Annotated in this window: 22 protein-coding genes and 1 pseudogene; 6 read left to right on the top strand and 17 right to left on the bottom strand. The window is 71.2% G+C overall.

Features of this window, described 5'->3' with window-relative positions; genetic code table 11:
- The 4 genes from Q0588_RS10235 to dsbD form a co-directional block, all read right to left on the bottom strand.
- On the bottom strand, positions 1-854 hold an 854-nt coding region (locus Q0588_RS10235; protein WP_298745852.1), incomplete at its 3' end, for an MBL fold metallo-hydrolase.
- Between the two features lie 153 nt (positions 855-1,007).
- On the bottom strand, positions 1,008-1,682 hold the full coding sequence (locus Q0588_RS10230; RefSeq protein ID WP_298745851.1) for a DsbA family protein: 675 nt from the start codon (positions 1,680-1,682) through the stop codon (positions 1,008-1,010).
- A 37-nt stretch (positions 1,683-1,719) separates the two neighbouring features.
- Complete coding sequence (locus Q0588_RS10225; protein WP_298745850.1) at positions 1,720-2,517, bottom strand: TlpA disulfide reductase family protein; 798 nt, start codon at positions 2,515-2,517, stop codon at positions 1,720-1,722.
- 1 nt (position 2,518) lies between these two features.
- Positions 2,519-4,441, bottom strand: coding sequence for a protein-disulfide reductase DsbD (dsbD, locus tag Q0588_RS10220; RefSeq protein WP_298745849.1), 1,923 nt, complete (start codon positions 4,439-4,441; stop codon positions 2,519-2,521).
- Between the two features lie 60 nt (positions 4,442-4,501).
- Here dsbD and Q0588_RS10215 point away from each other — a divergent pair, with 60 nt between their 5' ends.
- The 3 genes from Q0588_RS10215 (at position 4,502) to Q0588_RS10205 (ending at position 7,515) form a co-directional block, all read left to right on the top strand.
- Positions 4,502-5,155 (top strand): response regulator, encoded by a 654-nt coding sequence (locus Q0588_RS10215; protein ID WP_298745848.1) that lies wholly within the window; start codon positions 4,502-4,504, stop codon positions 5,153-5,155.
- The gene (locus Q0588_RS10210) at positions 5,152-6,495 is read left to right on the top strand and encodes an ATP-binding protein (RefSeq protein ID WP_298745847.1); all 1,344 of its coding nucleotides are present in this window, start codon (positions 5,152-5,154) and stop codon (positions 6,493-6,495) included. The genes Q0588_RS10215 and Q0588_RS10210 overlap by 4 nt, the downstream gene beginning before the upstream one ends.
- Before the next feature lie 135 nt (positions 6,496-6,630).
- Complete coding sequence (locus Q0588_RS10205) at positions 6,631-7,515, top strand: methyltransferase domain-containing protein (RefSeq protein WP_298745846.1); 885 nt, start codon at positions 6,631-6,633, stop codon at positions 7,513-7,515.
- A 101-nt stretch (positions 7,516-7,616) separates the two neighbouring features.
- On the opposite strand, the gene ccoS is transcribed toward Q0588_RS10205, so the two are convergent.
- Genes ccoS through ccoN form a run of 8 tightly spaced genes read right to left on the bottom strand, consistent with a single transcriptional unit; the run spans position 7,617 to position 15,242 of the window.
- Positions 7,617-7,781, bottom strand: coding sequence for a cbb3-type cytochrome oxidase assembly protein CcoS (gene ccoS / locus Q0588_RS10200; protein ID WP_298745845.1), 165 nt, complete (start codon positions 7,779-7,781; stop codon positions 7,617-7,619).
- The gene (locus tag Q0588_RS10195; RefSeq protein ID WP_298745854.1) at positions 7,778-9,916 is read right to left on the bottom strand and encodes a heavy metal translocating P-type ATPase; all 2,139 of its coding nucleotides are present in this window, start codon (positions 9,914-9,916) and stop codon (positions 7,778-7,780) included. The genes ccoS and Q0588_RS10195 overlap by 4 nt, the downstream gene beginning before the upstream one ends.
- Positions 9,917-9,942: 26 nt before the next feature.
- Entirely contained in the window at positions 9,943-10,431 is a 489-nt protein-coding gene (locus Q0588_RS10190) for a FixH family protein (RefSeq protein ID WP_298745844.1), read from the bottom strand.
- The gene (gene ccoG, locus Q0588_RS10185) at positions 10,428-11,918 is read right to left on the bottom strand and encodes a cytochrome c oxidase accessory protein CcoG (RefSeq protein ID WP_298745843.1); all 1,491 of its coding nucleotides are present in this window, start codon (positions 11,916-11,918) and stop codon (positions 10,428-10,430) included. Before ccoG ends, Q0588_RS10190 begins: the two co-directional genes overlap by 4 nt.
- On the bottom strand, positions 11,915-12,814 hold the full coding sequence (ccoP, locus tag Q0588_RS10180; RefSeq protein ID WP_298745842.1) for a cytochrome-c oxidase, cbb3-type subunit III: 900 nt from the start codon (positions 12,812-12,814) through the stop codon (positions 11,915-11,917). The genes ccoG and ccoP overlap by 4 nt, the downstream gene beginning before the upstream one ends.
- Positions 12,807-12,980 (bottom strand): cbb3-type cytochrome c oxidase subunit 3, encoded by a 174-nt coding sequence (locus tag Q0588_RS10175; RefSeq protein WP_298745841.1) that lies wholly within the window; start codon positions 12,978-12,980, stop codon positions 12,807-12,809. Before Q0588_RS10175 ends, ccoP begins: the two co-directional genes overlap by 8 nt.
- The gene (ccoO, locus tag Q0588_RS10170) at positions 12,977-13,714 is read right to left on the bottom strand and encodes a cytochrome-c oxidase, cbb3-type subunit II (protein WP_298745840.1); all 738 of its coding nucleotides are present in this window, start codon (positions 13,712-13,714) and stop codon (positions 12,977-12,979) included. The genes Q0588_RS10175 and ccoO overlap by 4 nt, the downstream gene beginning before the upstream one ends.
- 10 nt (positions 13,715-13,724) lie before the next feature.
- Positions 13,725-15,242: a cytochrome-c oxidase, cbb3-type subunit I gene (gene ccoN, locus Q0588_RS10165; protein ID WP_298745853.1), complete on the bottom strand. Its 1,518-nt coding sequence runs from the start codon at positions 15,240-15,242 to the stop codon at positions 13,725-13,727.
- A gap of 259 nt (positions 15,243-15,501) precedes the next feature.
- On the opposite strand from ccoN, the gene Q0588_RS10160 reads away from it, so the two are divergent.
- A complete protein-coding gene (locus Q0588_RS10160; RefSeq protein ID WP_298745839.1) occupies positions 15,502-15,774 on the top strand; it encodes a hypothetical protein in 273 nt (90 codons plus the stop codon).
- A gap of 51 nt (positions 15,775-15,825) precedes the next feature.
- Here Q0588_RS10160 and Q0588_RS10155 read toward each other — a convergent pair whose 3' ends face one another.
- Positions 15,826-16,218, bottom strand: a complete 393-nt coding sequence (locus Q0588_RS10155; protein ID WP_298745838.1) for a response regulator — start codon at positions 16,216-16,218, stop codon at positions 15,826-15,828.
- On the bottom strand, positions 16,215-16,901 hold the full coding sequence (locus Q0588_RS10150; RefSeq protein ID WP_298745837.1) for a helix-turn-helix domain-containing protein: 687 nt from the start codon (positions 16,899-16,901) through the stop codon (positions 16,215-16,217). The genes Q0588_RS10155 and Q0588_RS10150 overlap by 4 nt, the downstream gene beginning before the upstream one ends.
- Before the next feature lie 157 nt (positions 16,902-17,058).
- Between Q0588_RS10150 and Q0588_RS10145 the strand changes: the two genes are divergently transcribed.
- Positions 17,059-17,760 carry a Crp/Fnr family transcriptional regulator gene (locus Q0588_RS10145; protein ID WP_298745836.1) on the top strand — a complete coding sequence of 234 codons (702 nt, stop codon included), beginning with the start codon at positions 17,059-17,061 and terminating at the stop codon, positions 17,758-17,760.
- A gap of 82 nt (positions 17,761-17,842) precedes the next feature.
- Here the strand turns inward: Q0588_RS10145 and Q0588_RS10140 are convergent, their stop codons facing one another.
- Positions 17,843-18,289, bottom strand: coding sequence for a pseudoazurin (locus tag Q0588_RS10140; protein ID WP_298745835.1), 447 nt, complete (start codon positions 18,287-18,289; stop codon positions 17,843-17,845).
- Between the two features lie 299 nt (positions 18,290-18,588).
- Here Q0588_RS10140 and Q0588_RS10135 point away from each other — a divergent pair, with 299 nt between their 5' ends.
- Positions 18,589-20,829 carry an adenosylcobalamin-dependent ribonucleoside-diphosphate reductase gene (locus Q0588_RS10135; RefSeq protein ID WP_298745834.1) on the top strand — a complete coding sequence of 747 codons (2,241 nt, stop codon included), beginning with the start codon at positions 18,589-18,591 and terminating at the stop codon, positions 20,827-20,829.
- A gap of 289 nt (positions 20,830-21,118) precedes the next feature.
- On the opposite strand, the gene Q0588_RS10130 is transcribed toward Q0588_RS10135, so the two are convergent.
- A complete protein-coding gene (locus tag Q0588_RS10130) occupies positions 21,119-22,318 on the bottom strand; it encodes an alginate export family protein (RefSeq protein WP_298745833.1) in 1,200 nt (399 codons plus the stop codon).
- Between the two features lie 73 nt (positions 22,319-22,391).
- Positions 22,392-22,766, bottom strand: a pseudogene (locus Q0588_RS10125) (nitrite reductase, copper-containing); the annotation flags it as partial.

The following is a 22,766-nucleotide window of genomic DNA, read 5'->3' as shown; positions in this document are numbered from 1 at the left end:
AAGAACACACGACCGTCGGCCTCCGCCTCGGGCAGGACGCCGCCGCGGATGTTCACCTGAAGGGCGTAGAGCATCAGGTTGGGCAGCGGCAGGGTCGCGTCCCTCGCCTCCCTGAGGGCGACGAATTCGGCCTCGGAGCGCCCGCCGCCGACGTGGATGTTGTCGCGGCGCTGCTCGGCCACGGTGCTGAAGCAGGCAGGTTCCCGACCGTCCGGCCCGTAGTCGTGGCCGACGAAGACGCCGGTCTCCTCCGGCAAGGCCAGGATGTCCTGGATGCTGCCGTACAGAACGTGGGCGTCGCCGCCCGGAAAGTCGGCGCGGGAAGTGCCCGCATAGGGCATCATCAGGGTGTCGTGCACGAAGGCGCAGCCGCCGATGACATAGCTGATCGACGCCAGGGTGTGGCCGGGGGACAGCATCACCCGGCCCTCCAGTCCGCCGATCCGGAAGGTGTCGCCCGCGGCGAACAGCCGGTCCCACTGGCGGCCGTCGGTCGGGAAGCTGTCGGGCAGCCGGTAGATGTCCTTCCACAGCGCCTGGACGCCGCAGACCTTCTCGCCGATGGCCGTCGGGGCCCCGAGTCTCTCGCGCAGGTAGGGGGCGGCCGAGAAATGGTCGGCGTGCGGGTGGGTGTCGAGGATCCACTCGACCTTGAGGCCGGCGGCCCGGACATGGTCGAGAATGGCGTCGGCGTTGCGCGTGGTGGTGGCCGCGGCCTTCTCGTCGAAATCCCACACGGGATCGATGATGGCCGCGGCGCCCGTGGCCGGATCGCTGACCACATACTGCCAGCTGCCGGTCCTGGCGTCGTGCAAGGCCGCGACCTGCGCGTCGCCATGGCGGAAATGTCGCATCAGGGATTCTCCGGTCGGACGAAGACGATCAGGCAAAGGATGTCATGGCCACGTCATCGGAGCGGCGCCCACCGGTTCGGGATGGGCCCGAGACAGGCGTGCAGGTCGTTGAGCTGCAGCAGGGTCAGGCCGGCCACGGCGGTCTTTCTCCGTTCAGCGGAGCGGCTCTCCCGCGCGGATGCGGGCGATCACCGCCTGGAGTTGCGCCAGCGGCATGCCCCCGGGGATGAGGTTGCCGTTGATGATGAACGCCGGCGTACCCTGCAGGGCCAACGCGGCCGCCTCCCGATGGTTTCGCTCGAGCACGGCGTCGATCTCGGCCCCGTGAGCCTCGAGGTCGCGATCCAGCCGGGCCATGTCGATGCCGGCCGCCGCGGCCAGCGGGCGAATTTCGGCGTCGCCGGCGATGCGGTCGGTGGAGCGCATGAAGGCGTTGTGAGCGGCCTCATATTTGCCCTGATACCCCGCCGCGAGCGCCGTCCGGGCCGCCGCCGTGGACCCCGCCCCGAAGATCGGCCAGTCCTTGTAGAGGATGCGCACCTTCGGATCCGCCTCGAGCAGGGCGGCGAGTTCCGGGTTCATCTGGCGGCAGTAGGGGCAGTTGTAGTCGATGAAGCCGATCAGGGTGACATCGGCCTTCTCGGCCCCGATGAACGGCGCGGCCGGCGTCCGCAGCAGGTCGGCGAAGCCGACGCTGGTGACGAGGGCGTCCTGCTGCCCGGCTGCGGGGGCCGCGTCCGCGGCGGCGTTCTCGGCCCCGGCCGGACTGCAGGCGGCGAGCGCCAGGGACCCCAGGGCGGCGGCGAGGATATGATGTTTGTCGAGCATGCTGTTCTCCAGTCTGGTCTTGGGATGATGGGGACCGTCAGCGGGCGATGGCCCGCAGTTCGGCGTCGATCTGTTCGGGCGAAATCTCGCCCATGTGAGTTTTTCGCAGGGCCCCGTCGGCGCCGATGAACAGAGTCACCGGAATGCCGGCCGTCCCGTAGTGCCGCGGCAGGGCCATCGAAGGGTCGAGCAGGACATTGTCCAGCCGCAGGCCCTGGGCGTCGAGGAAGCGGGCGATGGTCTGCTGACCCTCGCCCTGGTTGACGAAGAGGAAGCGGATGTCCGGATGGGCCGCCTCGGCCGCCGCCAGGACGGGCATCTCGCGGCGACACGGCGGGCACCAGGTGGCCCAGACATTGATCACCGTCGGACGGCCGTCGCCGCGGGCGAGGTCGAGCGGGGCGCCGTCGAGCCGGGCCAGGGCGAGGTCCGGCATCGGTCGGGCATCCGTCCGGGCGGTGAGCTGATAGGCGACGTTCCAGACGAACACCGCCGCGATCACCGGCACGAGGCCATAGGCCATCAGGCGGCGTTCCCTGAGGATCAGGGGACTTGCGAGGGCGACCGCGACCAAGGCCCAGGGCCAGATGAAACCGCCCTGCCAGACGGCGAGGATCCGCAACGGATCGCCTTCGAAATACGACCAGTGGCCGATCACATGGGCCAGGCGCGCCGCGGCCAGGCCGCCGAGCGCCACCGCCGTGCTCCACGGGTTGAAGCGGCCGCTGACCCGGCTTGCGAGCACCCCCGCCACGATCAGGAAGGCCGCCATGCCGAGGATGATGGCGAACCGCTCGGCTGACAGCACCAGCGGGCCGATGACGATCGCTCCCACCTCAGCCCGCCCTGATCCGGCTCAGGGCGTCGAGCACGCTCCCGGCGCCGGTCTCGCCGACGATCCGGGTGGCGGCCGGCTCGCGGGCTCCAGCGTCCAGAAAGATCATCGTCGGGGGGCCGACCACGGCGAAATCCTCCATCAGCGAACGCGCCCCGGCGTCGGCCCGGGTGACGTCGACCTTGATCAGCGACACCTCGCCCAGGCGGGCCCGGACTTCGGGATCGTCGAAGACCTCGCGTTCGATGACCTTGCAGCTGACGCACCAGTCCGCCGTGAAATAGACCAGCGAGGGCCGTCCGGACCGGCTCGCCAGGGCCGTCGCCTCGCGCAGGCCGGCCTCGTCGGTCACCACGGTCTCGGCGTAGTTCGGGAGCGCCGCCGCCCGGGCCCCGCCGAACGGCTCGAGCGGCTGCAGCGGATCCGTCGCCCCCGCGCCCGCCCCGACCAGCAGCATCACGCCCCAGACCGCCGCCGCCAGACCCGCCACCCGCGCCACGCGCGCGCCGGGGCCGGGGGCCGGATCCCGCTGGAACAGCCCCAGCGCCGCGGCCACGGCCAGGAGCAGGGCCGCGCCCGCCACCAGCACCGCGGCCGACGGCAGGATACGGGCCGCCAGCCACCAGGCGGTGGCCAGGAACAGGAAGCCGAAGACGGCCTTGACGCGGTTCATCCAGGGCCCGGCCCTGGGCAGAAGGCGTGCGCCCATGGCGCCGAATATGATCAGCGGCACGCCCTTGCCGAGGCCCAGGGCGAACAGGGCGCCGGCCCCGAGGGCGAGATCGCCGGTCTGGGCGATGTAGAGCAGGGCTCCGGCCAGAGGCGCGGTGACGCAGGGCCCGACGATCAGGGCGGAGACGAAGCCCATGCCCGCGGCCGAGGGCGCCGAGCGCCGGCCCGTGCCTCGGTCCACCGACAGGCGCGAGGTCCAGGCCGACGGCAGCTGGAGTTCGAACAGGCCGAACATCGACGCGGCCAGAACCACGAAGACCAGCGACAGGGCGCCGACCGCCCAGACCGACTGCAGCGCCATCTGCAGATTCTGGCCGGACCAGGCCGCCGCCATGCCCAGCAGGGCGAAGGCCGTGGCCAGGCCGAGAACGTAGGACGCCGACAGGATGAAGCCCCGCCGGGGATCGCGCCCCTCCAGGCCGCGGCCGATCACGCCGGCCAGGATCGGATACATCGGGAAGACGCACGGGGTGAACGCCAGCAGAATCCCGAAACCGAAAAAGGCGAGCAGAACCCAGGCGGCGCCTCCGCTCACGGACAGGGATTCCACCATTCCGCCGCCCGACTGCAGCTCGACCTCGACCGGCCCGGCCGAAACGGGAACGGGGACGGGGACGGCCTCTCCCGCGGCCTCGACGGGCGGGGCCTGGGCGGCGGCGACCGCCAGGGCCCCGGCGTTGGCCGCGACCCCGTCCGGAGAGGGCCGGGCGGCCAGGGTCAGCGGGGACGCCGCGCGGGCTTCGGGCAGGACCGGCAGGGTCACGGTCTCGGTGACCGGCGGATAGCAGATCGAATCCTCGACGCAGCCCTGGTAGGTGATGTTCACCGCCCCCGGAGCCCCGGCCGCCTCGAGGGTCGCCCGCGTCAGGGTCGCCCGTCCGGCGTCGCGCCAGATCTCGACGACGCCGAAGCCCGGGTCGTCCTTTTGCCGGCCCGGGGCCAGATCCAGGGCGAGCGCGGTCTTGCCGTCGGCCACGGTGGCCACGGTATGACCCCGGTACAGATAGTGCCCGGGCGCGATGCGCCAATCGAAGGCCACGTCGCCGGCCCCGGTGCGGGTGACCGAAAGCCGGAAGGCCTCCTGCGGGGACAGGGGGGCCTGCGCCGCGGCGGGCAGGACGCCGGCCAGGGCGACCACCACCAGGGCGAGGGCCGCCCCGAGACCGGCACGCAGGGCGAAACGCTTTTTCATGCGGCGTCATTCGCCGTCACAGCTTAAGTCAGCCTTAAGTCTGGAGGCCGACACGACCCCATGCGAATCCTCGCCGTGGAAGACGACCCGATCCTCGCCAACGGCCTTCAGGTCGGCCTGGGCAGCTATGGCTGGACGGTCGATGTCGCCGGCGGCGTGCAGGACGCCCTCGCCGCCCTCGACTGCTCCAGTTTCGACGCCGTCGTTCTGGACCTGGGTTTGCCGGACGGCGACGGGCTGGAGGTGCTGCGCTTCGTCCGGAGGCGCGAAATGCCGGTCGCGGTGCTGCTGCTGACCGCCCGGGACTCCGCGCCCGATCGCGTCGAGGGGCTCGACGCCGGCGCCGACGACTATCTCGGCAAGCCTTTCGACCTGGACGAACTGGCGGCGCGGCTGAGGGCGGTCCGCCGACGGGTCCTGGGGCGCGCGACGGCGCCCTTGAAACACGGCGACCTCATGCTCGATCCAAAGGCGCGGCTGGTCTGGCTGGGGGACCGCGATATTTCCCTCTCCCGCCGCGAATTCGCCATCCTCGAGGCCCTCATCGAGCGGCCGGGCCAGGTGCTGTCGCGCGGCCAGCTCGAAGAGCGGCTCTACGGCTGGCAGGAGGACATCGGCAGCAACGCCGTGGAGGTGCACATCCACCATCTGCGCGCCAAGCTGGGCCCGGGGCTGATCCGGACCATGCGCGGCCTGGGATACGCCCTGCGATGAGCTCCATCCGCCTCAGGCTGTTCGTCATTCTCGCCCTCGTCTCGACCGTCGTCTGGAGCCTGGCCGCCAGCTGGGTCTATGTCCGCACCCGGCATGAGGTCGAGCGCGTTCTCGACGCCCGTCTGATCGAGGCCTCGCGCATGGTCTCGTCGCTGCTGGCCAGCGGCGACGTGGCCCGGACGTCGTCCGAGGCTCCGGCGCTGGCGACGGCCGCCGGCCGCTCCTCCTACCGACGCCAGCTGTCCTGCCAGATCTGGTCGCTCGACGGCGCGCTGATCGGACGTTCCGACGGCGCGCCCAGCCGGCGTTTGACCACCGCCGCCTCGGGCTTCTCCGAGGCCACCATCGACGGGGCCCGCTGGCGCGTCTACGCCATCGAGAACCGCGAGGCCGGCGTCCGGGTTCTGGTCGGCGACAACCTCGGCATGCGCGACCATCTCGTGCAGAGCGTCATCGCCGGCCTGGTCGCGCCCGCGGGCATCGGCCTGCTGGCCATGGCGGCGCTTATCTGGATCTCGGTGGGCCGCGGGCTCGCCCCGATCCAGTCGGTCACCCAGGCCATCGCCGCGCGCGACGCGGACGATCTGACGCCGGTCACGACGCCCGGGGCCGCCGACGAGCTCAGGCCCTTCATCGACGCCCTCAACGGACTCATCGGCCGCCTGGATGCGGCCCGGCGGCGCGAGTCCGAATTCATCTCCGCGGCGGCCCATGAACTGCGGACGCCCCTGGCCGGCCTGCGCGTCCAGGCCCAGATCGCCGCCGGCGCCAGGGACAAGGCCGTGCGCGACGGCGCCCTGGCCCAGATGACCGACTCGGTCGACCGGACAGCGCGGCTGGTCAGCCAATTGCTGGAGATGTCGCGTAGCGAGGCCCTCGCCTCCAACCTCGAGGAGCGGCGGTGGATCGCCCTCGACGACATCTGGCCCGACCTCGTCAAACGGGCGGGACAGCGGCCGGGGGTCGATATCGATCGGCCCGCCGCCCTGAGTCTGCACGCGCAACCGCATCCGCTGTCGGCCATCCTCGGCAATCTGTTGTCCAACGCCGCCGCCTACGCCGAAACCCGCGTCCTGCTCCGCCTGGAGACCGACGGACCGGCCGCGCGGCTGGTCGTCGAAGACGACGGCCCCGGGGTCGATGCCGCCGATCGGGCCCACCTCGGCCGTCGCTTCTTCCGCGCCGCCGGGGCCCGTCCCGGCGGCAACGGCCTCGGACTGTCCATCGCCCAGACCTGCGCCCGCGCCCAGGGCTGGAGCCTGGAATACGCGCGCTCGGCGCTCGGGGGCCTGCGGGTCGACCTGGTCATGCCCGAGGCCGATGTTCGCGCCGGCGGCTGAACAACCGTCGGGACGGGCGCGGGTCTGCGGCGGGCCGCGGACGAGGACATTCGCCGTCCCGGGCCCGGAACGGGGGTGGAGCCGCCCCCGTTGAGCCCGGAGGTGTTTCCGCAGCCTCATCGAAAGGAGACCCGGATGTCCGACACGGCCCCTGACCTGCCGCCCCGACCCGTCCAGACGGGCGACGACCGGGCGGGCGAGGACTGGGCGGGCGCAGCGGGCGCCCGCTGGCTGGCCCATCTCGACCGGTTCGAGGGCATGATCGCCCCGGTCGGCGTCGCCTTGCTGGCCCGGGCCGCCCTGTCGCCGGGCGAGCGGGTCCTCGACGTCGGCTGCGGAGGCGGGGCCACGACCCTGGCGGCGGCGCGCGCGGTGGATCCAGGGGGCGCCGCGGTGGGGCTGGACATCTCGCCGGACCTGGTGCGCAGGGCCCGGGAGCGGGCGGCCGGAGCCGGCGCGGTCGAGGCCGTCTTCGTCTGCGCCGACGCCGCGACGGTCCGCCCCGACGCGGCCCCCTTCGACCGGATGATCTCCCGGTTCGGGAGCATGTTCTTCCCCGACCCTCGGTCAGCCTTCGCCCATCTGCGCAGCCTGCTCCGCCCCGGCGGCCGCCTTGATCTGGCCGTGTGGGCCGCTCCCGGCGACAATCTCTGGATGGCGGCCATGGTCGAGATCGTGCGCCGCCATGTCGATCTGCCCCGCCCGGAGCCGCCCGCGCCCGGCCCTTTCGCCTTCGAGGACTGCGACTATCTGGGCGAAATCCTTTCCGCCAGCGGCTTCTCGGAAGTCGAATTCCAGGCCTGGACAGGCGACCTGCCGTTCGGCGGCCCCGGCGCGACGCCGGCCGAGGCCGTGGCCTTCGCGCTCGAGGGCATGTCCTTCCGTGAGCAGGTCGCGGCCCTCGTCCCCGAGGCGGCGGAGCGGCTGTCGCGCGACCTGCTCGATCTCTACCTCGACCGCCATACTGCGGACGGGATCATGATGCCGGCCAAGGCCTGGCTCGTCAGCGCGCGGACGTAGGGCATCCCTCCCCATCGGCCAGGACCGGGGATGCGGAGACAGGAGACGGCTGGAAGGTCCGCACCGCCGCCGGCTCCCGGAGGGGCGGCGCCCCCCGGGCGTCAGGACGGTCGCGGGCCGTCCGCGTCGTCATCCTCGATCAGGATCCGGGCCGCGGACCCCTCCATGTCGTCATACTGGCCGGCGCGCAGGCTCCAGACGAAGGCGCCGACGGCGGCCAGCCCCAGAAACACCGAGAACGGCGCCAGCAGGAAGATGATGTTCATCGCCGCCCCCTGACGCGAAGCGCGTTGACGGTCACCACCAGCGACGAACCGGACATGGCCAGGGCGGCCACGAACGGATTGACGAAGCCCAGCATCGCGGCCGGCGCGGCGACGAGGTTGTAGAGGGCCGCGAAGCCGAAATTCTCCAGGGCCCGGCGCCGCGCCGAGCGGGCCACGTCGATCGCCTCGACCACGGCCATCAGCGCCTCCCGGGTGAGCACCAGGTCGGCGGCGTTCTGGCTGGCCTCGAGGGCCGAGCCCGGGGCCACGGCGGCATGGGCCCGGGCCAGGGCGGCGGCGTCGTTGAGACCGTCCCCGACCATCAGCACCTTGCGGCCGGCGGCGGCCAGGGCGTCGATCGCCTCGGCCTTCTCCTGCGGCGACAGGCCCGCCCTCCAGACGGCGACGCCGGCGGCGGCCGCGGCGGCGCCGACGGGACCGGGCCGATCGCCCGAGAGCACCTCCACGGTGAGGCCGCGGGCGCCCAGGGCCGCCACCGTGGCCGCGGCGTCCGGCCGCACCACGTCCGAGACCTGCAGGCGGACGCTGGTCCCGCCCTCGAAGCCGAACCAGAGGTCGGTCTCGCCCGAGCACAGGGTCGGGACGCCGACGAAGTCCGCCCGGCCGAGGCGGGCCCGCCGCCCCTCGATGAACCCCTCCACGCCGAGGCCGGGGCGCTCGACGACCTCGGTCGCCAGGGGCCCGTCGCCGGCCGCCCGGGCGATCGCACGGGCCATCGGGTGCCGCGAGGCGCGGGCCAGCGGGGCCGCCATGGCGACGACCGCGGGCGACGCCCCGACCAGCGCCGGCCGCCCCTCCGTCAGCACGCCGGTCTTGTCGAAGACCACATGGTCGATCTCCGCCAGCCGCTCCAGCGCCGCCCCGGACTTGACCAGCACGCCGCGGCGGAACAGCCGCGCCGAGGCCGCCACCTGCACGGCCGGCACGGCCAGGCCGAGGGCGCACGGGCAGGTGACGATCAGGACGGCGACGGCCCGGATCAGCGCCTCCCTCGGACCCAGCCCCAGCATCCAGCCGCCGGCGAAGGTCGCCAGCGCCGCCGCATGCACGACCGGCACATAGAGTGCCGCCGCGCGATCGGCGAGGCGCACATAGCGCGAGCGCGACTGGGCCCCCGCCTCGACCAGCCGCGCTATGGCCGCGAGCGTGGAATCCTCCGAACGGGCGCGGACGCGCAGGGTCAGAAGGCCGGCGGTGTTGACCGCCCCCGCGCGGCACAGCTGGCCCGGCCTGACCCGCTCCGGCGCGCTCTCGCCGGTCAGCAGGCTGTTGTCGATGAGCGCCTCGCCCTCGACCAGGGTCGCGTCCACCGGAACACGATCCCCCGGACGCAGGCGGATCAGGTCGCCGGGGCGGAGCTCGCCGAGCGGGACCGAGCGCTCCCGGCCCCCGGCGTCGATGACGCTGGCGGAGGGCGCCTGCAGGGCCAGCAGATCCCCCGCGGCGCTGCGCGCCCGGGCCCGCAGCACATGATCGAGCCAGCGCCCGATCAGCAGCAGGAACAGCAGCGACACCGCGGCGTCGAAATAGGCGTCCCGGCCGTTGAGGATCGTCTCGGAGAAGCTGATCGCCAGGGTCAGGATCACCCCGACCGAGATCGGCACGTCCATATTGGCCCGGCCCGCGCGCAGGGAGCGCCAGGCCGACTGGAAGAAGGGCAGGCCGGCGAAGATGGCGCAGGGCGCGCCCACGGCCGCCGACATCCACATCATCATGGAGCGGGTGGCGGGCCCCAGCTCCTGGTCGAACAGCCCGGCCCAGATCGGCACCGAAAACATCATGGCGTTCATCGCGCCGAAGCCGGCCACGGCCAGGGCGAGGATCAGCCGGCGTCCCTCGCGGTCGCGCTGGGCCAGGGCCGCGCCGGGATCGAACGGTGTCGCCGGATAGCCCAGCCTGTCGAGGGCCGCGATGATCCGGGCCGGATCGACGCCGCCCCTGGCCAGGCCGATGGCCAGCCGGCCGTTCGACAGGTTGAGCCGCGCCGACTCGACGCCGGGCAGGCGCGACACCTCGCGCTCGATCTTCGCGATGCAGCCGGCGCAGCGCGCCCCGGTCACCAGAAGATCCAGCCGGGCGTGGTCGTCGTCCGTCGCCCTCAGGAAGGCGGACATGTCGGGCCCGTCGGCGGCGTCGAAGGTTACGGCCACGTCAGCCTCCGCTCGGCGACGAACCGCGGGCCCGCTTCACCCGCCGCCGAGATGCGCACATCCCAGGTCCCGGAAAAGACGTGATCCGCCGCATAGACGCCCGGCCCCGTCTCGCGCAGGACCTGCTCCATCCGTCCCCGCTCGGTGGCCGGGCGCTGCAGGGTCGCGGACACGCGCAGGCCGGTGAGCGGCCGGGCGTCCCGGTCCTGCATCACCACCTCGATCCCGCCCGGCCGCGCCGCGGCTCCCGCGCGCCAGCCCAGCGACTCCTGCGCCCTCAGCCGGTCCAGTTCGGCGTTGTAGATCAGGCCCGCCTCATAGGGCCGGGCCGCCACCTGACCGGGATGCGACCGGTAGGCCGCCACCAGGAATCCGGCGTCGACGCCGATCACCACGGCGAAAAAGGCGACCACCGCGACGCCGACGTGCCAACCCTTGACGCCCCGGGGCGAGCTTGCGAGCGGAGCCGGGTCGGTCATGGCTGGGGGGTCCCGTAGTCGAAGGCTGTGCGGACGGTGCGGGTCGTCTCACCCGAGCGGATCTCGAACGCGGCGGCGCGGCCGCCCTCGCCCAGCTGGTCCGCCGGCGCGGTGACGAACACCCGGACCGGCGTCACCCGATTGGGGGCGAGGGTGACGCGCAACGGCTCGGACGCCGGCCGGCCGGGGCTCCTCAGGATCGCGCCCGGCACGCCGAGATAGCGTATCTCCACATCGGCGGGCAGGAAGCCGTGGTTGGCGATCTTCAGCATATAGCCGTTGCGGACCGCGCCGTCATGGAGGCGGACGTAGGCCGGGCTGCGGTCGCGGATCGCGTGCGCCCCCAGCGGCTCGCGGGCGCCGAAGCCCCAGATCATCAGTCCGCCGACCAGCGCCAGGGCGAGGCCGTAATAGAGGGTGCGGGGCCGGATCAGCCGGTGTTGCGGCGTCTGGCCGACGCTGCGCGCGGCGACGGCCGCGTCGGTGTCGTAGGCGATCAGGCCGCGCGGCCGCCCGACCTTGTCCATGATCTCGTCGCAGGCGTCGATGCACAGGCCGCAGTTGATGCATTCGAGCTGCGCCCCGTCGCGGATGTCGATCCCCATCGGGCAGACCACGACGCACTGGTTGCAGTCGATGCAGTCGCCGCGGCCTTCCCAGGATTCGGTCTTCTTGTGCGGGCCGCGCGGCTCGCCGCGGTCGTAGCGGTAGGTGACCTGGAACGACTGGTCGTCCAGCATGGCCCCCTGGATGCGCGGCCACGGGCACATATAGGTGCAGACCTGCTCGCGCATATGGCCGGCGAAGACATAGGTGGTGAAGGTCAGGACGGCGCAGGAGACATAGGCGGTCATCGGCGCCGCCCCGACCCAGAAGGTGCGGATCAGGGTCGGGGCGTCGTGGAAATAGAAGATCCAGGCCCCGCCGGTGCCGAAGGCGACGCCGAGCCACACGGCGTGCTTGCCGGTTTTGCGCCACAGCTTGTCGAACGACATCGGAGCCGCGTCGAGCCGCATGCGGGCGTTGCGGTCGCCCTCGAACATCCGCTCGATGTAGATGTAGAGGTCGGTCCAGACCGTCTGCGGACAGGCATAGCCGCACCACAGCCGTCCGAACAGGGCGGTGACGAGGAACAGGGCCAGGGCCGAGATGACCAGCAGGCCGGTGATGAAATACACCTCCTGCGGCCACAGCTGGATCATGAAGAAATAGAATCGGCCGCCGTCGAAATCGACCAGCACGGCCTGGTCCGGCAGGGCGCCCGGCCTGTCCCAGCGGATCCAGGGGGTGACATAGTAGATCGCCAGCATGACGATCAGCAGCGCCCATTTGATCCACCGCCAGCGGCCGTGGACCAGTTTGGGATAGATCGGCACGCGCGCCTGGTAGAGGCCCCTGGGCCGCCCCTTCTCGCGCTGGCGTTCGGCGACCGAGACCGGACCCGCCGCCGCCGGCCGCTCCCGGGTCCGGTCGATGATGATGGTCATGGCGCGGCGGCTGCACTCGCGCCGGAGGGCTCGCCGCCGCCGGCGTTGACGTGGACATAGACGGCCAGCGCCTTGATCACGGCGGGCGAGAAGCGGCCCTCCCACGTCGGCATCACCCCGTTGCGGCCGTTGTGGATCTGGCCGCGGATGGAGTCGCGGTCCGGTCCGTAGAGCCATTCCCGGTCGGTCAGGTCGGGCGCGCCCAGTTCGCGGGCGCCGGCGCCGTTCGGGGCGTGGCAGGCGGCGCAGTTGTCGGCGTACAGCTGGCCGGCGCGATCCACCGCCTCGCGGTCCGCCTCGCGCCCGGACAGGGCCACGACATACTCCGTCAGATCGGCTATCTGCCCGTCCGCCAGCATGCCGTCGCGGCCGAAGGCCGGCATCTGCGACATCCGGGTTTCCGGATGGGCGGTCCTGACGCCGACGCGGATCGTGTGCTCGATCTCCGCCAGAGAGCCGCCCCACAGCCAGACATCATCGCGCAGGTTCGGATACCCCTTGGCCCCGCCGCCGCCGACGCCGTGACAGCTGGCGCAGTTGTCGCCGAACACCGACTGGCCGACGGCGAGGGCGTGCGCCTGCAGGTCAGGGTCCCCCTCGATCTGCTCGAGCGAGGCCGCCGTCAGCAGGGTCTCTCCCCGCCCGCGCTGCGCCCGCAGGGCGTTGAGCTGTTCGACCACGTCCGCGCGGTCGGACTGTTTCATCAGCCCCGGCGTGTACCCCCTGAGCCCCGGCCAGGCCGGCATCAGCACCCAATAGACCACGGCCACGACGATCGAGCCGTAGAACACCCACAGCCACCAGCGCGGCAGCGGATTGTCCAGCTCCTTGATGCCGTCCCATTCGTGTCCGGTGGTCTCGACGCCCGAGTGTTCGTCGCGCTCGCGTTCAGACATGGTCGTCCTCGTCGTTTTCGAGCGGCAGTCGGGAGAGCCGGCGGAAGGGTTCGCGGTGCTTCGGCCACAGGGCGTAGATCAGGCCGGCGATGAAGACGGCGCCGAAGTAGAGGGTGCCGCCCTGCTGGGCGAACCGCGCCACGGTTTCGTAGTCGAGCGCGCTCATCTCATGTTGTCCGGGTCTTCGGCCTGATAGGTGCGGAAATCGACCATCGTGCCGAGTTGCTGGAGATAGGCGATCAGGGCGTCCATCCTGGTCAGACGCGCGGGATCGCCGTCGAAATCGCCCTGGGCCACCCTCGGCCCGTAGCGGCGCCGCAGGTCCGAGGTCTCGCTGGCGTAGGGATCGACCTGGGCCAGGAGATCGGCCTCGGCATTGTCGATCTGGTCGGCGGTGTAGGGCACCCCGACCGCCGCCATCGCCTGCAGCTTGCGGCGGATGGCGTGGCGGTCCAGATCCTGGTCGGCCAGGAACCGGTAGGGCGGCATGTTGGACTCGGGCACGACCGCGCGGGGGTCGTCCAGGTGCTCGCGATGCCACTCGTTCGAATATTTGCCGCCGACCCGGGCCAGGTCGGGACCGGTCCGCTTCGAGCCCCACTGGAAGGGGTGGTCGTACATGCTCTCGGCGGCGAGGCTGTAGTGGCCGTAGCGTTCGACCTCGTCGCGCAGGGGGCGGACCATCTGCGAGTGGCAGCTGTAGCAGCCCTCGCCGATGTAGATGTCCCGGCCGGCCAGTTCGAGCGGGGTGTACGGCCGGACCCCCTCGACCTCCTCGATGGTGCTCTCGACCCAGAACAGGGGCGCGATTTCGACGATGCCGCCGATCGAGACGACGATGGTGATGCCGATGACCAGCCAGAGCGAGTGGCGCTCGAACCTGTGATGCTGTTTCCACATGGGCTGATCCTCACCCGACCGGCTGTTGATGGGGCTCGATCAGGGTCGCCGGCGCGCTCGCGGCGGGGCGCGAGGACGGCATGCGGATCGTTCGCCACAGGTTGTAGGACATGATGAGCGTGCCGCTCAGGAACATCAGGCCGCCGACGGTGCGGATGACGTTCTGGATATGCTTGGCGGAGACGGTTTCGATGAAGCTGTTGGCGAGGAAGCCGTCCGGCGTGTATTCGCGCCACATCAGGCCCTCCATGATGCCCGAGACCCACATCGCGGTGATGTAGAGGACGATGCCGGTGGTCGCGATCCAGAAATGCCACTCGACCAGGGCGTTGGAGTAGAGCCGCTCCTTCTTCCACAGCCACGGCACCATGCAGTAGATGGCGCCGAAGCTGATGAAGCCGACCCAGCCAAGCGCGCCCGAGTGGACGTGGCCGATGGTCCAGTCGGTGTAGTGCGACAGGGCGTTGACGGTCCGGATGGACATCAGCGGCCCCTCGAAGGTCGACATGCCGTAGAAGGCGATGGCCACGACCATCATCCGCACCACCGGATCGGTGCGCAGCTTGTCCCAGGCGCCGGACAGGGTCATCAGGCCGTTGATCATCCCGCCCCAGGACGGCATCCACAGCATGATCGAGAAGGTCATGCCCAGGGTCTGCGCCCACTGCGGCAGGGCCGTGTAGTGCAGGTGGTGCGGCCCCGCCCAGATGTAGATGAAGATCAGCGACCAGAAGTGCACGATCGACAGGCGGTAGGAGTAGACCGGCCGCTCCACCCGCTTGGGCACGAAATAGTACATCATCGCCAGGAAGCCGGCGGTCAGGAAGAAGCCGACGGCGTTGTGGCCGTACCACCACTGGACCAGGGCGTCCTGGACGCCGCCGAAGGCCGAATAGCTGCGCGCCTCCAGCAGGCCGACCGGCACGGCCGCGTTGTTGACCAGGTGCAGCAGGGCGACGGTGACGATGAAGGCCAGGTAGAACCAGTTGGCCACATAGATGTGCGGCTCCCTGCGCTTCCACAGCGTGCCCAGGAAGACCAGCAGATAGGCGACCCAGACGATGGTCAGCCAGATGTCCACGTACCATTCGGGCTCGGCGTATTCGCGCGACTGGGTGATGCCGGCGACATAGCCGGTGGCCGCCAGCACGATGAACAGCTGGTAGCCCCAGAACACGAACCACGGCCACACGCCGCCCGCCAGCCGCGCCTTGCAGGTGCGCTGCACGACCCAGAAGGACGTCGCGATCAGGGCGTTGCCGCCGAAGGCGAAGATCACCCCCGAGGTGTGCAGCGGCCGCAGCCGGCCGAAATTGAGCCAGCCGTGCTCGGGGAAGTAGAAGATTTCGGGCCACGACAGCTGGGCGGCGATCAGGACGCCGACCGCCATGCCGACGACGCCCCAGAACATGGTGGCGATGACGCCGGCGCGGATCACCCCGTCCTCGTACCGGGCGGGGTCCGAGCGGAAGCGGCCGTGGGCGACGCCGATGGTCATCGCCGCCAGCGCCACGACCGAGGCGGCCATCAGCACATAGCCGTGGAACCGGAAGGCCGCGTCGTCGGTGAAGGCCGTCGCCAGCAGCGCGACGACCGCCCCCACGCCCACGAACAGATAGAGGGCGACGACGTCGCCTGGCGTGTCGGCATCCTTGAGGACATTGGTCGGCATTCGGCGGGCCCCGGTGACAGAGGCCCCTCGGTGCCCGGACTCGGCGCCCGCCGCTTTGCGCCAAAGCAAAGCCGACGCAGGAAATCCGTGGCCCGATCGACTTTCGGAGGTTGGCATGCAGCGCAACGACAATTCACCCACGCTCGGCCTCTGTCTGGTCGCGTCCGGGGCCGCGCTGGCGGCGGCGGCGGCGGCCGGTGCGGTCGCGGCCGCCGACCACATGGCCCTCGCCGCCGCGCTCTGCGGACCGGTCGCCGGCCACTGCCTGCTGTGCGCCGTCCCGGCGGCGAGCCTGCTGGCCGCGGCCGGAGTCGCCGTCAGTGGAGTGATGCTGCTGAAGGCGCCGCCACGGTCGCCGCGAGGCGGGCCGCGGCCGGCTGGAGCCTGATTCACGGCATCGGCGGAATCGCGAAGCGATTCCGCCTCAACCGATCAGGCTCTAGCCGCCCTGCGCCAGGGCGCTCCGGACCGCCGTCAGCAGGGCGTCCGTGAGCAGGGGCTTCTCGATGATCGGAACGCCCGCCGCCGCCGCCCGCGCCCTCAGATGCGGCCGCGGATTGGTGGTGATGAGGACGGCCGGCATCCGCACGCCGTCCGCCCGCAGCTGCTCAAGCAGGCCGAGCCCGTCGACGCCGGGCAGGTGGTAGTCGAGAACCAGGCAGCCCTTGTGCGGAAGGTCCGCGGACCCGAGCAGGCTTTCGCCGTCCCGGAAGCTGCGGACGTCCAGCCCCTCGAGGTCGAAGGAGAACTGGACGGCGTGCGTGACGGCAGGATCGTCATCCACGAGGATGACGGCCGGACGCGCCTGCGGGCTGACGGGGAACACGGTCACGCGCAGATGCCTTCCAGCCGCTCACGCTGCCGCAGGCGCACATGGCGGGTCGAGCGCGCCTCGATCAGGCCGGCCGCCTGCAGTTGCGACAGGGTCCTGGAGACGGTGTGGATGGTCAGGCCGACATGGTCGGCGATGTCCTGACGGGTCATCGGCAGGTCGATGACCTCGGGGAAATCGAGGCGCTCGGCGAAGTCGAGCAGGAAGGCGACGACACGCTCGGTGGCGCCCTGCCGGGCCAGGATGAGGGCGTGGTGCTCGCTGCGCTGCACGGCGCGGACGGTGATCTGCCACAGGGCCCGGGCCAGGCCGATGTCCGTGGCGGCGCGCTCGGCCAGCTCCGACCGGGCGATCGCCGAGGCGTGGACGGAGCCGAGCGCTTCAGCCGTGGTGGCGTGTTCTATTCCGGCCTCCAGGCCGACGAAGTCGCCGGGCAGATGGAAGCCGGTGACCTGGCGACGCCCGTCGCTGAGCAGTCGATAGCTGACCGCCGCCCCCTTGAGCACGCGGTAGACCAGTTGCACCGGATCTCCCTGGCGGACCAGCGGCTCGCCCGGGGCGAACGGCGAGCGCGGCGCCGGCGATGCGTTCGCGAAGACGTCGCACAGGTGACAGTCCGGCGTTTCCGCGCGGGGCGTGGAGACTGGCCGGTCCGTGATTTCGCAGATGCGGAGAGCGGGCATGAAGGAATCCGGTGAACTTGGGCCCCCAAACTAGGGCCGGTCCCCTGCCCGCCGATATTCGGGAGTGCTCCCTAGGGGGTTTACCGGAGTCGACGCGGCGCATCGGACCCGCTCTGCTGCGATGGCCGTCACCGCCGTCGGCGCAAAGCCCCGGCCCATGCCCGTTTCCTTCGACCCGGACATCCTCAGACGCTCCGAAATGTTCGCAGGCCTGGCGCGCGAGGCGCTGGAGGCGGTGGTCGCGGCCGGATCGGTCCGGCGGCTGCCGGCCGGAACGCGGGTCTTCGCCCAGGGCGATCCCGGCGTCAGCGGCCACAGCCTGCTGGAAGGTCGGGTCAAGATCGTCCAGGCCCGGATCGACGGCGGGCAGTCGGTGCTCCGCTTCATCGGCCCGGGAGAGATGTACGGCACCGTCGCCGCCCTGATGAATCAGGCCTTTCCCGCCGACGCCATCGCCGTCGTCGACAGCGTCGAGATCTGGTGGACCATCCCGGCGCTCCGCCAGCTGATCCGGCAGCATCCGGAGATCGGACTGCGCTCGACCGCCGCCGCGGGCGCGCGACTGATGGACCTGCAGAGCCGAATGGGCGAGTTGACCGGAGAACGCGTCGAGCAACGGATCGCGCGCACGCTGCTGCGCCTGATGGAGCGGGCCGGCCGGCCCACGGACGACGGCATCGAGATCGACTTTCCGATCACCCGGCAGGATCTCGCCGAAATGGCCGGCTCCACCCTGCATACCGTCAGCCGGACCCTCGCCGCCCTGGATCACCGAGGCGTCACCGGCAGCGCCCGGCGCCGGATCATCGTCCGCGACCCGCGCGCGCTGAGCCAGCTCGCCGAACATGGCGTCGGCTGATCCGTCAGCCGCGCCCGGGACGGCGGACTCGATGAGGGCCGGCCCGAAGACCGGCCCTCACCTGCGCCTCCCCGGCGCCCGGTCAGCGAAGGCGGGTCAGCATCTCGGTGAAGCGCCGGCGCGCCAGCGGCGGCGTACGCCCCAGGGCGGTCCGCACGGCCTCGAGGTTGGACCCGGAGTCGCCCACCTGGATCAGGCCCACCATGCCCATGGTGTAGTGGGGCGCGCACTTCACCCCATAGACGCCGGGCTGGGTCACCCGCAGAACGAATTCGCGGCCCATGGGGCCCCGCTGGACCGTGGCGCCGGCCGGGATCATCCCGGCGATGGTCTCGGCGTTGTGGCCGGGATCCGTGGGCACGAAGCGGATGGTGTCGCCGGGGCGGGCCTGGACGACCGCAGGCGAGAACACCATGGCCCCGCCGGGACCACGGTTGAGCATCTGCACCGTGTGTTCGGCCGCCGCGGCCTGTCCGGCGGCGAGCAGCGCGGCGCCCGCGCAGACAATGGGAAGTAGTTTCCGGAGCATGACCATGTCCTTCAAGGAGAATGTGCGAGACGTTCGCGACATGGCTCCCTTCTAGTCTTCCCCGCCGTCGGAACATTGTGGTCGCACAAACCCGGCCCTCCGTAGATTCCCGGATGCGCCGCGGAGAGGCGGCGTCCAGGACGCAGCGGGAATCAGATCAGGGCGTTCGGGTCGCGGCCGCATCGACCCATTTCTCCGTGACCCGTCCCGATCGGCCCGATTCTTCGGCCGCGTCGTTGCGCTTGGACAAATTCGGGCCGCGGAGAATCGGCGAGCCTCGGGGGATTAAGGAGACTCCCATGGCGTTCGACAACCCGCTCGCGGCCGACATCTGGTCCAGCAAATACCGCTTCACTCCGGCCGAGGGCGCGGGCGACGATTCGGTCGAACAGACCTGGACCCGGGTGGCCGCCGCCATCGCCGAGGCCGAGCCGCCCAAGGCCCGCCGTCAATGGCGCGAGCGGTTCGCCGAAGCCCTGGCCGACTTCCAGTTCCTGCCGGCCGGCCGGATCATGGCCGGGGCCGGGACCGGTCGCGCGGTGACGCTGTTCAACTGCTTCGTCATGGGCACGGTGCCGGATGACCTGAACGGCATCTTCGAGGCCGTGCGCGAGGCGGCCGTGACCATGCAGCAGGGCGGCGGCGTGGGCATGGACTTCTCGACCATCCGCCCCTCCGGCGCTCCGGTGAAGGGGGTCGGGGCCGACGCCTCGGGCCCGCTCAGCTTCATGGACGTCTGGGATGCGATGTGCCGCACCATCCTGTCGGCGGGCCAGCGCCGCGGCGCGATGATGGGCTGCCTGCGCATCGACCACCCCGATATCGAGGCCTTCATCGACGCCAAGCGCGACCCGGCGCGGCTGCGCAATTTCAACGTCTCGGTGCTGGTCCCCGACGCCTTCATGCAGGCCCTCGAGAGCGACTCGGACTGGCCGCTGGTGTTCGGCGGCCAGACCTGGCGCACGGTGCCGGCGCGTGACCTCTGGGCCCGGCTGATGCAGGCCACCTACGACGTGGCCGAGCCGGGGGTCATCTTCATCGACCGCGTCAATTCGCGCAACAACCTCGCCGCCATCGAGACCATCTCGGCCAGCAACCCCTGCGGCGAACAGATGCTGCCCCCGTACGGGGCCTGCCTGCTGGGGTCGATCAACCTGGCGCGGCTGGTGAACGATCCGTTCGGTCCCGACGCGAGCCTCGACGAGACGCGGCTGGCCGCGCTGACCCGCACGGCGGTCCGCTTCCTCGACAACGTCATCGACGTGTCGCGCTTCCCCCTGGAGGCCCAGGCCGAGGAGGCGCGGGCCAAGCGGCGGCTCGGGCTCGGCGTGACCGGCCTGGCCGACGCCCTGGTGTTCTGCGGCATTCCCTATGGCGGCGAGAAGGCGGCCGAAACCACCCGCCGCTGGCTCGGCCTCATCAAGCGCGAGGCCTATCGCGCCTCGGCCGAGCTGGCCGCCGAGAAGGGCCCCTACCCGCTGTACGATCCGTCGGTTCTGGACCGGCCGAACCTGCTCGAACTCGACGAGGAGACGCGGGCCCTGATCGCGCGGCATGGCTTGCGCAACGGCTGCCTGACCTCGATCGCCCCGACCGGGACGACCTCGCTGATGGCCGGCAACGTCTCGTCCGGGGTCGAGCCGGTGTTCGCCTTCGCCTACACCCGCAAGGTGCTGCAGCCCGACGGGACGAAGCGCGAGGAGGCGGTCGAGGACTACGCCCTGACGGTCTGGAAGCGGCTGAACGGAGAGGCTCCGCCGCCGGCCGATTCCTTCGTCACCGCCCAGACCCTGACCCCCGCCCAGCACCTGCGCATGCAGGCGGCGGCGCAGGAGATGGTCGACAGCTCGATCTCCAAGACCGTCAACTGTCCCGAGGACATCGCCTTCGATGAATTCGCCGACGTCTACGTCGAGGGCTGGCGGATGGGCTGCAAGGGCCTGACCACCTACCGCCCCAACGCGGTGACCGGCTCGGTGCTCTCGGCCGCGCCGGCCGCCGAGCCGGTTCCGACGCCGCCGGCCGAAATCCATCTGAGCCCGCGGCCCGAGGCCCTGACCGGCTCGACCTACAAGATCAAATGGCCCGACAGCCCGCACGCCGTCTATGTCACCCTCAACGACGTCGGGGGGCCGAACGGACCGCGACCGTTCGAGATCTTCGTCAACTCCAAGAATATGGAGCACTACGCCTGGACCCTGGGCCTGACGCGGATGATTTCGGCGGTGTTCCGGCGCGGCGGCGACGTCTCCTTCGTGGCGGAGGAACTGAAGGCGGTGTTCGACCCCCGGGGCGGCGGCTGGCTGAACGGCCGCTACGTGCCCTCCCTGCTGGCGGCGATCGGCGGGGTGATCGAGCGCCACCTGGCCCGGGACGCGGCCGCGCGCGCGGACCTCGATCTCCCCGAAGGCGGCGCCTTTCCGGCGCCGGCCGCCGCGGCGGCTTCAAGAGCCTGCTGTCCGCGCTGCGGAACGCCGGGCATGGTGCGCAAGGAAGGCTGCGACACCTGTTTCGAATGCGGCTATTCGAAATGCGGCTAGGCTGACCGGCCGGGCATCGCTCTCGCCCCGGGGCCACAGACCTTGTCATCCCGGAAGCCGCGCTGCGGCTGTCCGGGACGGAAGGCGCACCGGTTCGCGGACTCCCGGAAATCGCGGCGCGATTGTCCGGGAGACGGGTGAGGGCCGCGCTGGGCCTGACCTGTCTCCCGGATAGCTGCGGCGCAGCTTCCGGGAGGATCAGGCGTGGCGACGGAGCGTCCCGGATCACCGCTCCGCGGTGTCCGGGATGACAAGATATGCACAATGAGGACGCAGGCGTCCCCTCCCTTCAGTAGCGGTATTCGAGGCTCAGCCAGACCTTGTCGGCGTCGCCGAAGGCGGGATGGTCGCCGTCGAAATGCGCCGCCTTCAGCTCCGCCGACCAGTGAGCGTCGATCGGCAGGGCCGCCGACAGATCGAGCTCCCGGCCCAGTTCACGGTCCCCGTCCGCGTCGTGGAAGGCATGCGCCTCGGCGGCCAGGCGGAGGGTGCGGCCCCAGGCGGGGACGCCGACATGGCCGCGCAGGAACAGGTCGCGGACCCCGAACGCCGGCGTCGTGGTGATGACGTCCGACCAGCCGAGGAAACCGTGGCCGCTTCCCAATGGCGTCTGGAAGCCCGAGACGCCGTCGCCGTCGAACCGCTCATAGCCCGCGCCGACCGACCAGCGCGGCGACTGAAGCCCGACGGCCGCTGCCTGGAAGTCCAGGGAGAAGTCGGACGGATTGGCGCCGGCGTCGGTCTGCGTCGCATACTCCCCGCTCCAGGTCAGCGACAGGTCGCCGGACAGGAGGCGCGAACCGGCCAGCCCCGCGCCGATGGTGGTCGACGAAAAGGCGGCGGCGTTGTCCAGATCGACGCCGAGGCCGAAGCCGCTCAGCCGGCCGACGGGCGTCTCCGTCTCGAGCTGCAGCAGATGGATGTCGCCGCGCCAGACGCCCTGGGGGTGCTCGTGGCCGAGCGGTCGCTGGACCCGGTCGGCGAAGACCCAGGTCAGGGCCACGGGTTTGAGCGCCGTGGTCGACAGCCGGACCGCGTCGAAGGTCTGCTCGTTCTGGCGCCAGCCGGAATTGCCGACGAACCGGCTGTTGCCGACGATCAGCCGCTGCCGCCCGACAGTGATCTCCGTGTCGGGCAGGCCCGTCCAGCGCACCTGCGCCCGGTTCAGCTCGACCGTCTCGCCGTCGGCCACGGCCGGGCGGCCGGGGACGGGATCGACCGGGGCGGAATAGCGGTCGTCGAGCACGGCGACCCCCTCGCCCTCGACCAGCAGCTGCAGGCCGCGGGCGGTCGGCGAACGCCAGCCCAGCCGCGTCCTCAGGGTCAGGGCGTGGGCCTTGTCCAGAAAGCCCGCCTGATCGACGGTCTCGCTGCGCAGCCGGGTCTCGAAGAGAATGCGGCCGTCGGCGTCGGTCGCCTGGGCCGCGGCCGCGGCCGGAACGGCGGCGGCGGCCATGAGGGCCAGCGCGGCCGACCTGATCATCGACATGAAACTTCTCCCGTTCAAAAAAGCGGCCGCCGGAGCCATCCCCGACGGCCGCAGTCGCACACCAGACTGGCGACTAGTGTTCCATGTGGTTGTGGGCCTCCGGAGAGCCCCGGAAGACATCGGGATTCTGCGGTCCGGTGACCTCGATGACGCCGGCGGCGCCGCGGTCGACGCGGCTCAGGGCGTGGTCGACCATGATGTAGCTGCCCGGGACCTCGAACTTCAGATCCACCACCGTGGCCCCGCCGGGGGGCACCAGAACGGTCTGCACGTCGGTGATCGGCGGGCTGGTCAGCGACGCGTCCCGATAGACATGGTCGAAGATCTCGCCGATCACGTGGAAGCTGGAGATCTTGTTCGGACCGCCGACGCCGAAATAGATCCGCGCGGTGTCGCCGACCTCGGCCTTGAGGGCGTTGTCGCCGGTCAGGGCCTTGAAGGCGCCGTT

It is taken from the genome of uncultured Brevundimonas sp. (assembly GCF_937870815.1).
Classification (GTDB): domain Bacteria; phylum Pseudomonadota; class Alphaproteobacteria; order Caulobacterales; family Caulobacteraceae; genus Brevundimonas.
Note: the sequence above shows the minus strand (reverse complement) of the source record. Positions and strands in the feature narration are given on the sequence as shown.

Bases quoted from the DNA above. Each gene is read 5' to 3' on its own strand.
- ccoS (WP_298745845.1), bottom strand. From the start codon at position 7,781: ATGAACATCATCTTCCTGCTGGCGCCGTTCTCGGTGTTTCTGGGGCTG.
- Q0588_RS10135 (WP_298745834.1), top strand. From the start codon at position 18,589: ATGGCGTTCGACAACCCGCTCGCGGCCGACATCTGGTCCAGCAAATAC.
- ccoP (WP_298745842.1), bottom strand. From the start codon at position 12,814: ATGTCTGAACGCGAGCGCGACGAACACTCGGGCGTCGAGACCACCGGA.
- Q0588_RS10130 (WP_298745833.1), bottom strand. From the start codon at position 22,318: ATGTCGATGATCAGGTCGGCCGCGCTGGCCCTCATGGCCGCCGCCGCC.
- Q0588_RS10190 (WP_298745844.1), bottom strand. From the start codon at position 10,431: ATGACCGACCCGGCTCCGCTCGCAAGCTCGCCCCGGGGCGTCAAGGGT.
- Q0588_RS10215 (WP_298745848.1), top strand. From the start codon at position 4,502: ATGCGAATCCTCGCCGTGGAAGACGACCCGATCCTCGCCAACGGCCTT.
- Q0588_RS10195 (WP_298745854.1), bottom strand. From the start codon at position 9,916: ATGTCCGCCTTCCTGAGGGCGACGGACGACGACCACGCCCGGCTGGAT.
- Q0588_RS10230 (WP_298745851.1), bottom strand. From the start codon at position 1,682: ATGCTCGACAAACATCATATCCTCGCCGCCGCCCTGGGGTCCCTGGCG.
- Q0588_RS10150 (WP_298745837.1), bottom strand. From the start codon at position 16,901: ATGCCCGCTCTCCGCATCTGCGAAATCACGGACCGGCCAGTCTCCACG.
- Q0588_RS10160 (WP_298745839.1), top strand. From the start codon at position 15,502: ATGCAGCGCAACGACAATTCACCCACGCTCGGCCTCTGTCTGGTCGCG.
- ccoN (WP_298745853.1), bottom strand. From the start codon at position 15,242: ATGGCCGCCTCGGTCGTGGCGCTGGCGGCGATGACCATCGGCGTCGCC.
- Q0588_RS10175 (WP_298745841.1), bottom strand. From the start codon at position 12,980: ATGAGCGCGCTCGACTACGAAACCGTGGCGCGGTTCGCCCAGCAGGGC.
- ccoO (WP_298745840.1), bottom strand. From the start codon at position 13,714: ATGTGGAAACAGCATCACAGGTTCGAGCGCCACTCGCTCTGGCTGGTC.
- Q0588_RS10205 (WP_298745846.1), top strand. From the start codon at position 6,631: ATGTCCGACACGGCCCCTGACCTGCCGCCCCGACCCGTCCAGACGGGC.
- ccoG (WP_298745843.1), bottom strand. From the start codon at position 11,918: ATGACCATCATCATCGACCGGACCCGGGAGCGGCCGGCGGCGGCGGGT.
- dsbD (WP_298745849.1), bottom strand. From the start codon at position 4,441: ATGAAAAAGCGTTTCGCCCTGCGTGCCGGTCTCGGGGCGGCCCTCGCC.
- Q0588_RS10145 (WP_298745836.1), top strand. From the start codon at position 17,059: ATGCCCGTTTCCTTCGACCCGGACATCCTCAGACGCTCCGAAATGTTC.
- Q0588_RS10210 (WP_298745847.1), top strand. From the start codon at position 5,152: ATGAGCTCCATCCGCCTCAGGCTGTTCGTCATTCTCGCCCTCGTCTCG.
- Q0588_RS10140 (WP_298745835.1), bottom strand. From the start codon at position 18,289: ATGCTCCGGAAACTACTTCCCATTGTCTGCGCGGGCGCCGCGCTGCTC.